This is a genomic window from Sphingomonas sp. CARO-RG-8B-R24-01 (assembly GCF_022662295.1).
In the GTDB taxonomy this organism is placed as follows: domain Bacteria; phylum Pseudomonadota; class Alphaproteobacteria; order Sphingomonadales; family Sphingomonadaceae; genus Sphingomonas.
Genome location: NZ_JAKNQI010000005.1, coordinates 36,187 through 49,678 on the forward strand (window position 1 = coordinate 36,187; position 13,492 = coordinate 49,678).

Here is a 13,492-nt window from a genome sequence, read left to right on the forward strand (position 1 = left end):
CGATGGACCCTGCTCTCCAGGAACTGATCGGCGAAGGTGGGCCGAATGACGACGTCGCGGTCGTCGTTCGGCTCAAGTCCGGCGCCTTTCCGCCAACGGGGATGCGGATCGTGGCGCGCTTCGGCGAAATTTGCACGATCCGCGCCCGGCGCGCGCAGCTCGCCCATATCCGGGCTGACCCAGCGGTCGCGAGCATGAAGGCCCCGCGCGTGTACGCCGCCGAGCTCGACGAAATCGTCGATGAAGAAGTGTCCGAGGTCCTTGCCAGTGACATTCGCCGGCCAGACGGATTGGTCGAGACGGGCAAGAACGTCGTGCTGGCGGTACTCGACTGGGGGTGTGACTTCACCCATCCGGACTTCCGAAACGCCGACGGCACGACCCGCATCCGCGCGATCTGGGACCAGCGGGGACCTGTCGGCGGCGGTGCCAATCCTTATGGTTATGGTACGATTTATGATCGCGCCGCCATCGATCGGGCCTTGCATCGCGGCGATCCGTTCGGCGCGCTGGGCTATGCCTTCGCTCCCCAGCCGCAGCACGGGACGCACGTGCTCGGTATCGCTGCGGGCAATGGCCGGGGCGGCGGTCCGGCAGGCGTTGCCCCGGAGGCGGAGATCGTCTTTTGCCATCTCGGGGCCGGCGAGCAAGATCTCGGGAACTCCGTCGAATTGCTGGAAGCGCTGGACTTCGCGGTCAAGCAGGCCGGCGATCTGCCGCTTGCCATCAACACGAGCGTCGGGCGGCAGGCCGGGCCGCATGACGACTCGCTGCTGCTGCAACAGGCGATCGACTGGGTGCTGACGCATCGCCCCGGTACTGCCATCGCGCAGAGCACTGGCAACTATTTCTCGAGCCGCTGCCACATGGCCGGGCGGCTGCACGAGACCGAGCAGGACATGCTGCCGTTCAGGGTCGAACGGCGCAGCGCGACTGACGTGGTGATCGAGACCTGGTATCCCGGATCGGACGAGTTTCACGCGACGGTCGAAGGGCCGGCCGGTGCCGTGGCCGCGTGCAGCCGCGGGCACCATGCGCCGATCCGATTGGCCGACGGGACCGAGGCGGGGGTGCTGTATCATCGCGCGTTCGATCCCAACAATGGCGATCATCTCATCAACCTTGTGCTCAAGGACAGGGCACCGCTCGGCGAGTGGCGCATCACCCTGACGGGGGTCGATGTCGTCGATGGGCGCTGGCACAGCTGGATCGAGCGGGACGCGGGCTGTCCATCCTGCCAGGTCCGGTTCCGCGAGGATGCGGCCACCCCCAGCGGCACCACGGGCAGCATCTGCAACGCGCTGCGGACCATCGCGGTCGGCGCGCACGATGCGCACGGCGGCAGCTTCTCGATCGGTCCGTTTTCCAGTGTCGGCCCGACGCGCGACGGACGCGCAAAACCGCTGCTGACAGCCCCGGGCGTGAAGGTGCTTTCCTGCCGGTCGTTCGACGGCCGCGACACAAGGCCAAGGTATATTTGCATGAGCGGCACCTCCATGGCGTCGCCCCATGTCGCGGGTGCCCTTGCGCTCATGCTCCAGGCGGCGGGTCGACAGCCTATTGCAGCCATCCGGCGGACGTTGTTCGCCACCCTCGATCACGCCGACGTGCGCGATCCGCGCGGTGGTTACGGGATGCTCGCGATCGAGCAGGCCGTCGTTGCCGCACGAACCCTTGCCGAGCCGACCGTACCTCCGCGCGCGACACGGCTCCTCTCCAACCCGGACATGAGGACATCGACCATGGAACAGATCGACCGTCGCCCCCCGTCTCTCCCGGGCCTGACCGGCGGCGACGTGCTGATCGGCCGCGCGCTCGATCCCGCGGACAAGGGTGTGCAGGTCGTCGGATGGTGTGGTCGACGGCCGCTCCTGCCGGTCGACCGCGGGGATGTGATCACCGATGGATCAGGGCAGCAGCCGGTGCTGGTCGGGGGGGCGCGGCTGTTCAGCCAGAAGGAATGTTCCGAGGCCGGCCTCGTCACCGAGGGGCCATGGCCCGGTCAGTATGTTCAGCTGCTCGACCCGGATGGCACCACGTCCCCCTTCGCGCGGCGCATCGCGGGACCCGATGGGTTGTTGCTGCAGGACATCGTGATCGTTCGGCCCGTACCCGGTGCTGCAACCGCAGGCCCGCCGGGCAGAGAAACCTTCGAAGCCATCGAGCTGATGGAGGCCGATGCGCGCCCCGTGCTGCGGACTGGATCCAGCGGCCCCTCGGTGATCGAGGCGCAGACGAAACTCAACGCCATTCACGACACGTTGCGGCAAGCCGGGCCAGGCCTCGACCGGTGCCCGCTGACGGTGGACGGGCTGTTCGGGCCGCGCACGCGGGCGGCCACGGTATCGTTTCAAAAACAGGTCTTTCCGTTCCAGCCCGGCGAATGGGACGGTGTGATCGGCGCCCACACCTGGGCCAAGCTCGATGAACTGTCGCGGCCGGGCGGGGGGGCGGTCACACCGATCGTTCCCCAGAGCGCCACGATCGAGATCGTGCTGGATCCCACCGACAGCCACGCGCCGGGGGCGGGCGCGCCGGTTGCGACCGCCGTCATGCTCGGTTTGTGGAATAAGGCCTACGATCCATCCGGCGACATCCTCAACGGCGAAGCCGAAACGGACAATTTCATCGGCCTCGATTCACGGCGTTTCTACATCCGCGTGCGCGATCCGCAGGCGGCTGGCCCGACCGTCATCGTCCAGTGGAAGACCGTCGACGCTGCAGGCAGCGATTTCGACGCTCCCGCCTCGCAGGACCTGGAGTTGGCGGAAACATCGCCTGGTTCGAAGCTGTTCGTATCGAAGGCGGTGATGCTCGTCGCGGATGAAACGGACGCCAACCAGAAGACGCATAGCGGGTTCGCGAGCGGCGCCGCGGCGGGCATCAGGTTCCGGGGGCAGTCCAACCACCGCCTGCGCAAGGCTGATCTCGATAGTTCGGTCCTGGCAACCTACGCCCGGAATATTCCGTTCCTGCCGATCTCGGTGACGATCCCGGTGTTCGAGCGATCGCCGGAGGCACGGTTGCGCCTCGACGTGCGCGTGGTCGTCTATCGCAGTCGGCTGTTTGGCATTGCCTTTCCGGTGCCCCACGTCTCGAGCGGCAAGATCGCGCGCTTCTTTCAACTTGCGAACGAACGATGGGCGCAGGTCGGCCTCCGGATCTTTCCGGGCGCGATCGAGGTGAGGGACCTGCCCGCAAGGTCCCAGGACGCCAACGGGCAGTATATCGGATTATTCACGAACGATCAGAATGCCAACGCCCGTGACGCGGAGGGCGCCGTGCTCGACGATCTGTTGCCCGGATCACCCGACTCCACGCTGACGGCGATCTTTGTCGTCTCCGACAATGGCGCAAATGGTTATGCGGAGTTCGGGACCGGTACGCCCGTGCCGATCGGCGAGCGCTTCTTCATCTTCGTGAACCCGCTGGTCGCCGAGAAGAACGACACGCTTGCGCACGAATTCCATCACTGCATCTTCAACCGCTTTGACGACACCGTCGACGATGCGTTCTTTGCCTTCAACACCTTTCCACCGCAGTCGATCGCGCGCCGGCGCGGGATCACCGTGCCCGATCCGCGCATCTACCGCCGGATCCCCGTGCGGCACACCGTCGACCCGAACCTCGATCCCCGCCGCGACAACGTCATCAACTGGGTGAAGCGGGTTCGGACGGCGCTCGAGCCGGTTGAGTCCGGTCCGACCCCGCCTGCCACTCCGACCACCGGAAACACCTTCGTGAGGAGCCTGTGATGTCGTCTCTCGAAACGCTTACCCCCGAACAGTGCGTCGATGTGATCGTCAGCGGCAATTTCACGGCGAGTGCGCTGGGACCCGGCTATCAGTCCGTACTCGACCGTGTCCGCGCGGATCCCGCGCGCTACCTCGCGATCTTCGAGCGTAAGTTTCTGGGGCCGGGGCAAGGCGGCAGCGCGCTGGTGACCCTGAACCCCGAGCATTTCCTGCGGCTGATCCGTGGCCAGTTGCCGGAGCGCGTGGCCCGGGTAGCGCGACAACTGACTCGCGGCGCACGCGCGTTCGCGCACCAGCAGGTTCGCGACATTGCGGCGGTGGAGAGCGTCGCCGAGCAGGACGAATTGCTCCGCCAGCGCCGCTTGCTCGCCTCGCGACATGCGGCCTTCAAAGATCTCGCTGGCGTGAAATAGACGGGAGCCGTGCCATGAACACCGTCCTGACCGCCGGCGCCGACGCATTCGGTGCGCGCGAAAGCCTCGCTGCAAGCGGCCACCCCATGATCCGCCTGGGATCGCAGGGCGAAAGTGTCGGCGAGTGTCAGAGCAAGCTCAACCGGGTCGATGCCCGGCTCATGCGGGATGCTGGCAGTGGGCTCGATAACTGCCCGCTTCGCGTCGATGCGATCTTCGGACCGCGCACGCGTGCGGCGGTCGTCTCGTTTCAGAAATTCGCCTTTCCGTTCCAGCCAGCCGAATGGGACGGCGTCGTTGGTCCGCACACGTGGGCAGCGCTCGACGTCCATGCCGCCACGAAACCGAAGGGGCAGATCGCGCCGTCCGCCCTGACCCCGTCCCGCTGGGGTCCCTTGCTGGCGGCGGCCGCTTCTTCCGGCGTCGCCTTGCGGGACGGGAATGCCGTACGCACCCTCATCGACGGGCGCGAGACGTTCGAGGAAATGGTGTCGGACATCCGGCTGGCGCAGGGCGACGGCGACTACATCTACCTGCTCGGCTGGGACATCAGCGACGATTTCAACATGATCCCCGGGGATGCTGCGACCACGGTGCGCGCACTCCTCAGCGCGGCGTCCGCGCGGAACGTCCAGATCCGAGTGATCCTCTGGGCCAAGCCACCGGGCGCGAACTTTCTGACGGTTCGGTTCGTCAATACGCTGCCCAATGGCGCCGCCATTCGGGACGATCTGACGGCCAACAATCATCCGATGTCCGAAATCGACCTCGTCAAGGAAATGGTTACGGGCGGGGTCGACGGTGCGGCGGCGGCCGTCCTGGCTGCGATCGCAGCACGCGATCCCGTCGCGTTGACCGGCGCGCATCACCAGAAGGTGTTGGTCATCAAGCGGGGCGAGACGCTGCTCGCATATTGTGGCGGTCTGGACATCAACCGGAACAGGCTGGAGCCGGTCTCGCCATCGACCGGGGATCCGCAGCATGACGTGCATTGCCGGATCGTCGGGCCGGCAGCCTGGGACCTGTTGCAGACCTTCATCATGCGGTGGCGTCATCATCCGGACGGAGCCAAGCTGGACGCCGGGGCCAAGGGGCCGTTGCGGGGGGTAGGGGAACGGCTGCCGGCACCGATCCCGACGCCGCCGGCCGTTGCCGACAAGGACGCACCGTTCGGCGGCGTGACCTCGGTCATGATCGGACGCACCTTCAATCCGGTCAGGTCGTTTCCCGGTGCACCCCCCGTCCTGAAAGAGCGGGACATCCAGAAACTCGTTCTGGCCGGAATCCGGAACGCCCAGCGCTTCCTCTATATCGAGGACCAGTATCTCATCGACCTGGACGTCGCCGATACCATCAATCGCGTCCTCCCCCAGATTGCGCACGTCACCATCCTGATCCCCGGTAACGCCATCACAGAGCCGACCTTCATGACTGAATATCGGCGTGACTTCATGGAAAGGGCGTTGCGGGGCTTGTCGCAAGCCGATGCCGCCAAGCTCCGGGTCTTCCAGCTATCGCGGAGTCAAACCGTGCCGACGTTCGGACCGCATTGTTACGTTCATGCCAAGACATGGGTCATCGACGATGAACTGGCGATCATCGGCTCTGCCAATTGCAACCGGCGCGGATATCAGCATGATAGCGAAGTCGACGCGTTCATGTTCGGCACCACGGCCGGCCGTGGGGCTGTCAACAGCCTGGCGCAGGCCTATCGCATTCGACTTTGGCGCGAGCATCTGGGGCTGCCGGCCACGGCACTGGTCGATGGCGTCAAGAACGCGGACAACTGGCTGAAAGGGATAAGGCCCGCGACGGCGCGCGTGATCGAATTCGATCACCGCCTTCCGGCCACGAAGTGGCAGGCGGTGCGCGACAAGGCGGCCGAGGCGTTGCGAAAGTTTATCGATCCGGTGCCCTGACCCGGACCGCCCAGAGCCTGGGACCGTTCGAAACCAGCGTGATGCAGATCGGGTTCAAGCCCGTGGCGCCGGGGCGGCGATGCGGCATTCGGGCTCCGGTGGCAATCGAGGTGCCTCCTATTCTTGGTCCGGCGCCGAGCCGGGACCGTACGGCGAACCGTGAAGCGTCGGCTTGCCCGGATCTCGTTACGCCCTGCATCCGGCTTTCGGTTCAACGGATCCGAGCGGCGACGCTTGGCGCGTCACGTCCCGCGTACGCCCTCCACCGCAGAACGCGCAATGCGGTACCGTAATCTGCCCGACTGTACCGCGCGAACGTGCGATGGCGCACCAGTAAAAGCACAGTTGTAATTTGAACATGCTACCGCTAACAAAAATCGACATCAGTGCCGTGATAAGGTGCGTTGGCGGAAGTGCGGTGCCCTGGGGCGCGCTGCACAAGGGGAGGGTATATGAAGGAATTGACGTTCAATTTCGTTCGGCATCAGCGTGGCAGTCGCGCCATGCGGGCGAGCGTGTCGGTAGCCGCTTTGCTGGCCGCCAGCGCCAGTGGGAGCGCGTGGGCACAAGCGGAAACGCAGGCAATTGCGCCGGACACTGCCCAGGCCGCAGCGCCCGCGCAGGAAACCAACGCGCCGGTTGCCGCCGAGGCGGGTAGCGATATCGTCGTCACGGGCCGCCGCGCCGCACTCCAGGCCGCCGACGAGCGCAAGCGCCGCAGCGAAACGATCGTCGATTCCGTCGTCGCCGACGATGCGGGCAAGCTGCCCGACAATTCGATTACCGAGGTGCTGCAGCGTGTGTCGGGCGTGTCGATCGTCCGTTTCGCCGCACTCGGCGATCCCGATCACTATTCGGTCCAGGGTTCGGGCGTGCAGGTGCGCGGTCTGACCGGCGTGGCGTCGCGCCTCAACGGCCGCGAGATCTTCAGCGCGAACAATGGCCGCGCGATCCTGTGGAGCGATGTGACCCCCGAGCTGATGTCGGCGGTCGATGTCTACAAGGCCTCCACCGCGGATCTGATCGAGGGCGGCACCGGCGGCCAGATCGATTTGCGGACCAAGATGCCGTTCGATTTCAACGGCAAGTTTCATGTCGCGGGAACCGGCGAACTGGCGGTCGGCGACATGGCGAACAAGGCCGATCCCTCCGGCTCGGTGCTCGTCACCGATTCGTTCGAGACGCCGATCGGCCGGATCGGCCTGCTCGGCGACATTGCGTTCAGCCAGTTCAGCTCGCTGTCGCAGTTCATCCGCACCAGCCCGTACTTCAAGACCGCGCTCAGCGATGGCACCAACAAATATGTCCCGAGCGGCTTCGCCTATGGCGACGAGGCGTTCCAGTACAAGCGCTACGGCATCTACGGCGCCGCGCAGTGGCAGCCGGCCGAATCGCTGATCTTCACCGGCAGCTTCTTCCAGTCGCGCTACAAGAGCCAGTCGAGCGACTACGGTACGCAGCTCGATTCGCAGACGCTCGCGGTCGATCCGGCGAGCAGCACGTTCGACAGCAACGGGTTGCTGACGAGCACGAACGCACTCTACAATCGTGATCCGAAGACCTTCCTGCCGACCGGCCAGGCGATCACCAGCAGCGGTAACAAGGGCTTCGTCCAGAGCAATACCGTGACGCGCGATTACTCGCTGTCGTTCGCCTGGGCGCCCGCCGACAGCCATCTGTCGGTCAAGGGCTCGCTGCAGCGCGTCGATTCGCATCAGGTCTATGATCGCATCGATATCTTCCGCGATCTTGGTTTCGGGCAGAGCTATGGCATCGACCTGCGCGGGGACCTGCCGCAGATCAGCGTCAGCCCGGGGACGCAGGCATCGTTCGCCAATCCGGCGAATTACTTCTGGTCGGCCTCGATGCCGCACAACGAGAACAACACCGGCCGGCTCGATGCCGGGCAGCTCGATGCGGAATATAAGTTCGAGGACAGCTTCTTCCGGTCGATCAAGGTCGGCGGCCGCTATGCCAAGCGGACCGAGCGCGATCTCGCGAACGGCTACAACTGGACCGCGCTCGGCCGCGGCTGGAACGGCGATCCGCAGCTGACCTACGCCAATGCGGCAGCGGGCGACGTCGCGACGCACGCGTTCAAGGACTTCTTCCGGGGCGCCGCGACGCTGCCGGGCAACCTGATGTTCGCGTCGGAGAACCTGGCGTCGCGCTTCAACGTCAACCGTACCGGGTTGGTGCAGTCGCCGCCCTCTGGCTTCTGCGGTGCTCCAGGCTCCGCTACGTACAATGACTGTTCCGCGTCGGGGCCGTTGCCGGCGACCGGCTATGGCGGTCTTTCTGGGATTCGCGCCCCGGGCTTCGTGCTGCCGGGCGACCTGACCACGAACCGCACCGAGAACATCGCGGGCTATGCCCTGGTCCGCTTCGGGCCTCAGGGCAACGCGCCGGGCATTTCGGGGAACGTCGGCGTGCGCGTCGTGCACATCCAGAATGAGGGCAGCGGTTTCGTTCAGCAGAACGGTGGCACGGCCTTCATCCGCAACGGTGTCCAGCAGATTCTGGCCAACACCTATGTCCCGCGCGGCGGCAAGGCCGACTTCACCCGCGTCCTGCCGTCGGTCAACCTCGAATACGCCCTCACCGATCGGATCAAGATCCGCGGAGGCTACAACATCACGATGGATCTCCCGACCTTCAGCGCGCTGCGCGCTTCGGGTTCGGTCGGTGTCAACACGATCAGCGATCCGAATGCCCCGACGGGGGCGATCGGTAACTTCAACAACTTCACCGCGGACACGGGCAATCCGTTGCTCAAGCCGACGCTCTCGAACAACGTCGATCTGTCGTTCGAATATTACGGGCGCAAGGGCACGTCGTTCCACATCGCGCCGTTCTACAAGCGGCTGACCAACCTGCCGATCTTCTCGCTGACCAACCGGCAGGTGAACGTGGTGTTCACCGATGGGTCGACCGAAAGCGTTACCGCCTCCGCCACCGATTACAGCAACTCGACCAAGGCGGCGACCGTCAAGGGCGTCGAGGTCGGCGGCCGCTTCTTCCTCGACATGCTGCCGGGCGCGCTCGCCGGGTTCGGGTTCGAGGGCAATTACACTTTCATCAAGAGCAGCAATCCCGGCGATCTGTATCGCGACATTACCGGGACGATCAAAAACGACGCGCCGCTGGTTGGCTTGTCGAAGCACAACTTCAACGCGACGTTGCTCTATGAGCGGAACCCGGTGTCATTGCGCGTCGCCTATTCGTGGCGCTCGCAATATCTGCTGTCGACCAACAGCAACGGCACCAATTCGCCCTACACCTATTACAGCGCGCCGAACGTGGTCACCAACCAGGACGGCGGAACCGACCCTTCCACGCAGATCGCGCTGCCGATCTATGGCGGCAATTACGGGTCGATCGACGCTGGCGTTCGCTTCAAAGTGACCCAAAACCTGTCGTTCGGGATACAGGGAACGAACCTGACCGCGTCCACGCAGCGCACGCTGATGGGCGGGTATCCGAACGGCAAGCTGGTGGGCCGGAGCTGGTTCCAGGCCGATCGCCGGATCAGTACTGGCATCAACCTGGCCTTCTGACGATGATGCGCCCGCCGCCGAGGTGATGGCGGCGGGCGAGCGAGCGGAGGGACGGAATGGGCAAGCGCGTGCTGATCGTGGGCGGTGGGACCGCCGGGTGGCTGACTGCGGGGTATCTCGCCAAGCGGCTCGGCGCGGATCTTCCCGGCGGCGTCGCCATCACGCTCGTCGAGTCCCGCGATATCGGCGTCCTCGGCGTCGGCGAGGGGACGTTCCCGACGATCCGGCGCACGCTGGAGACGATCGGCATCGACGAGGCGGAGCTCGTCCGGCGGTGCGGCGCGACCTTCAAGCAGGGCGCCAAGTTCGTCCACTGGCGCCATGCGCCAGGGCAGGGGGCGACCGATCATTACTCGCACCCGTTCCAGGTCGCGGACGCAAGCGACGGGCTCGACCTGCTGCCCTATTGGCTGCTGGGGCATGGCGGCCCGGAGAATTGGGACGAGGTCTCCAACCCGCAGAAGAAGGCTGCCGACCGGCAACGCGCGCCCAAATTGCCGACCAACCCGGATTATGTCGGACCGCTAAACTACGCCTTCCATTTCGATGCGATCGCGCTTGCCGGACTGTTGCGCGAACAGGCGGTGAAGAACGGCGTCCGGCACCTCACCGATACGGTAAAGGAAGTGCTGCTCGCCGCGGACGGCGCGATTGCCGGGGTGCGTACCGAGCAGAATGGGGTGCTCGATGCGGATCTGTACGTGGACTGCACCGGCTTTCGCGCCGAGCTGATCGGCAAGGCGATGGGCGTGCCGTTCAAGTCATGCCGCGACGTGCTGTTCTGCAATCGCGCGATCGCCGCGCAACTGCCTTACGCACGGCCCGACGCGCCGATCGCGTCCTACACGATTTCGACCGCGCAGGACTCGGGCTGGATCTGGGACATCGGGCTCGATCGCCGGCGCGGCATCGGGCACGTCTATTCGTCCGACCATAGCGACGACGAGGCCGCCGAGCGCGTGTTGCGCGGGTATCTCGGCGCCGCCGGGGCGGATGCCGATGTCCGCCACTTCAAGTTCGAGGCGGGCTATCGCGAGACCAACTGGGTCAAGAACTGCGTCGCGGTCGGGTTGTCGAGCGGGTTCTTCGAACCGCTCGAGGCGACCGGCATCGCGTTCGCCGAAGTGTCCGCGGGGATGATCGCCAACCTGTTCCCCTGGGGTGGCGACTATGAGACGTCGGCGCGCCAGTTCAACACGAACCTGCTGCGCCGCTACGAACGCGCGCTCGACTTCATCAAGCTGCATTATTGCATCTCGGAACGGACCGACACCGCCTTCTGGCGCGACAATGTCGCCGATGCGTCGGTGCCCGACAGCCTGCTCGAAATGCTCGACCGCTGGCGCTTCCGGCCCCCCAACGAGCTCGACATCGACGGGCAGATCGACATCTTTACCGAGGCGAGCTGGCAGTACGTCCTGTATGGCATGGGCTGGAAGACCGACCTGAGTGCGAAGGCAGGCGCGCTGCGCTATCACGAGGATGCGCGGCGCGCGTTCGCGGAAGTGCGGCGACAGGCGGACTATGCGATCGCCAATCTGCCGTCGAACCGTGACCTCGTCACGTTCGCGCAAACGCGGCGCTTCGGTACGCGGGCGGCAGCGTGAGCCTGTTGCGCGCATGACCCGATCGGTGGCGGCATGGACCACGATCGCCGCGGCGGTCGCCCTGTCGCTGCCGATCCCGGGTGCGGCGCGGACGGCCGCGCGCGTGCCGTATCGCTGGACCAACGTGACGGTCGGTGCGGGTGGCTATGCCCCCAATATCGTCTTCAGCCCGGCCGAACGGGGTCTGGCCTATCTGCGCACCGACATGGGCGGGGCGTATCGCTGGGACGCAGCGGCTCAGCGCTGGCTGCCGCTGCAGGACGGCAATGCGACGCCGAGCTTCATGGGGATCGAAAGCATCGCCCCCGACCCGCGCAACCCGGACGTCGTGTACATGGCGGCGGGGATGAACGCCGGTCAGCCTGCCGCGATCCTGCGCTCGGCGGATCGAGGGCGGACGTGGCGCGTCACGCCGGTGCCGTTCGCGATGGGTGGCAACGAGGATGGCCGCGGCCTCGGCGAGCGGCTCGCGGTCGATCCCAATGACACGCGCCGCCTGTTCTTCGGCTCGCGCCACGACGGCTTGTGGCGCAGCGACGATGCGGGTGCGACCTGGGCCAAGGTCACGGCGTTCCCGGTCACGGGGCTGGGACGGCCAGCGCCACGCCAGACGCATGGCGGCGTTGCCTTCGTCGCGATCGACCCGACGAGCGGGGGCATGGGACACGCGTCGCAGCGGATCTGGGCCGGGGTCGCCGATCCGGGCGATACGCACCTCTATCGTTCGGACGACGGCGGCGCTTCCTGGGTCGCGGCGACCGGGCCTGCGCTGGTGGCCACCAAGGGCGTCGTCGACTCCCGCGGCGTGCTGTGGGTCGGTTACGCGAGCGGGCTCGGCCCGAGCGGGATCGCGACGGGGGCGGTGTGGCGCTACCAGCCCGACGGGCGCGGACGCGACGTAACCCCCGCAGCGTGGCGTGACACCGGCGCGGAGGGCGCGTTCCTCGGGGTCGCGGTCTCGCCGATGCGTCCCGGCACGGTCGCGGTCAGCACGGTCGATCGCTACCGCCACGGCGATTCGCTCTGGCTCACCCGCAACGACGGCGCCGACTGGAGCGATGTCGGCACGCGGAGCCGACGCGACGTGGCGCAGACGCCGTTCCTGTTGCACGAGGGCAAGGGTGCCGATTTCGGGCACTGGATTTCCGGCCTCGCGATCGATCCGTTCGATCCGGGGCATGTCGCCTACACGACCGGTGCCACGGTCTACGCGACCAAGTCGATCGATGGTGCTGCGGTCGATTGGACTCCCTGGACCAAAGGCATCGAACAGACCGCGATCATCACGCTCGTCTCGCCGACCGGCGGTGCGCCCCTGATCTCCGGGTTCGGCGATCTTGCGGGCTTCGTCCACGACGATCTCGACCGGTCGCCGCAGCCGACCTTCGTCAACCCGTACATGTCGAACACCAATGCGATCGACTACGCGGGCCTCGCGCCGAACGTGATCGTCCGCACCGGCAGTTTGTACCTTGATCGCCCACGCGAAGCCTCGATCGGGCGGTCCGAGGATGGCGGTCGGACCTGGACGATGCTCAAGCTGCCGCCGATGGGCGATCCGCCAGCGCGTGCGGATCTGAACGGCGACTGGCCGATCGCCGTGTCGGCGGACGGCACGACGATGGTGGTCACGACCCCGGTCCCGCAAGTCTCGCGCGATCGCGGGCGGAGCTGGTCGCCGGTGCGCGGCCTGCCCGGAAAGACCCGCGCCGTTGCCGACAAGCGCGATCCGCGCCTGTTCTACGCCGTCGATGCCGATCGCGGACGGCTCCTCGTCTCGCAAGATGCGGCGGCGAGTTTCGCACCCGTTGCGGGGCATGGCCTGCCAGCCGACCTGACACCCGCCGGTCGCCGGGGCCGCGAGGCGCAAAGCGCACTGCTCGCTGCCCCCGACCGCGCTGGCACATTGTGGCTGCAGGCGGGCGAACGGTTGTTTCTCAGCACCAACGGCGGCGTGACACTTGTGCCAGCGAGCGGCGCGCTGCACGTCGAGCTTTTCGGGCTCGGCAAGGGCGCGCTGTTCGCAGTCGGGACGCTGGAGGGCATCCGCGGCGTGTGGCGCTCGGTCGATGCGGGCAAGATCTGGTCGCGGATCGACGACGACGCGCATCGCTGGGGCGGTCGCTACCGCGTCGTCTCGGGCGATCCCCGCCGCGCGGGTCGCGTCTACCTCGGCACCGATGGACGGGGCATATTCTACGGTGACCCCGTGGCGGCGCGATGATCTTTCACCCCATACGC

At 66.3% G+C, this 13,492-nt stretch carries 6 protein-coding genes; all 6 read left to right on the plus strand.

What is annotated here, in order from left to right; translation table 11 throughout:
- The first annotated feature begins 2 nt into the window (after window positions 1–2).
- The 6 genes from L8G49_RS11400 to L8G49_RS11425 all read left to right on the plus strand — a co-directional run bounded on the left by L8G49_RS11400 (window position 3) and on the right by L8G49_RS11425 (window position 13,475).
- Window positions 3–3,755: a S8 family serine peptidase gene (locus L8G49_RS11400; RefSeq protein WP_242185790.1), complete on the plus strand. Its 3,753-nt coding sequence runs from the start codon at window positions 3–5 to the stop codon at window positions 3,753–3,755.
- Window positions 3,755–4,168 carry a hypothetical protein gene (locus L8G49_RS11405; RefSeq protein ID WP_242185791.1) on the plus strand — a complete coding sequence of 138 codons (414 nt, stop codon included), beginning with the start codon at window positions 3,755–3,757 and terminating at the stop codon, window positions 4,166–4,168. The genes L8G49_RS11400 and L8G49_RS11405 overlap by 1 nt, the downstream gene beginning before the upstream one ends.
- Window positions 4,169–4,182: 14 nt before the next feature.
- Entirely contained in the window at window positions 4,183–6,087 is a 1,905-nt protein-coding gene (locus L8G49_RS11410; protein WP_242185792.1) for a phospholipase D-like domain-containing protein, read from the plus strand.
- A gap of 452 nt (window positions 6,088–6,539) precedes the next feature.
- On the plus strand, window positions 6,540–9,644 hold the full coding sequence (locus L8G49_RS11415) for a TonB-dependent receptor (RefSeq protein WP_242185793.1): 3,105 nt from the start codon (window positions 6,540–6,542) through the stop codon (window positions 9,642–9,644).
- A gap of 56 nt (window positions 9,645–9,700) precedes the next feature.
- The gene (locus L8G49_RS11420) at window positions 9,701–11,251 is read left to right on the plus strand and encodes a tryptophan halogenase family protein (RefSeq protein ID WP_242185794.1); all 1,551 of its coding nucleotides are present in this window, start codon (window positions 9,701–9,703) and stop codon (window positions 11,249–11,251) included.
- Window positions 11,252–11,264: 13 nt separating this feature from the next.
- On the plus strand, window positions 11,265–13,475 hold the full coding sequence (locus L8G49_RS11425; protein WP_242185795.1) for a hypothetical protein: 2,211 nt from the start codon (window positions 11,265–11,267) through the stop codon (window positions 13,473–13,475).
- The last annotated feature ends 17 nt before the right edge of the window (window positions 13,476–13,492 follow it).

What these genes read in the sequence shown, in the direction of transcription:
- L8G49_RS11410 (WP_242185792.1), top strand. Translation starts at nt 4,183, where the DNA reads ATGAACACCGTCCTGACCGCCGGCGCCGACGCATTCGGTGCGCGCGAA.
- L8G49_RS11405 (WP_242185791.1), top strand. Translation starts at nt 3,755, where the DNA reads ATGTCGTCTCTCGAAACGCTTACCCCCGAACAGTGCGTCGATGTGATC.
- L8G49_RS11425 (WP_242185795.1), top strand. Translation starts at nt 11,265, where the DNA reads ATGACCCGATCGGTGGCGGCATGGACCACGATCGCCGCGGCGGTCGCC.
- L8G49_RS11400 (WP_242185790.1), top strand. Translation starts at nt 3, where the DNA reads ATGGACCCTGCTCTCCAGGAACTGATCGGCGAAGGTGGGCCGAATGAC.
- L8G49_RS11415 (WP_242185793.1), top strand. Translation starts at nt 6,540, where the DNA reads ATGAAGGAATTGACGTTCAATTTCGTTCGGCATCAGCGTGGCAGTCGC.
- L8G49_RS11420 (WP_242185794.1), top strand. Translation starts at nt 9,701, where the DNA reads ATGGGCAAGCGCGTGCTGATCGTGGGCGGTGGGACCGCCGGGTGGCTG.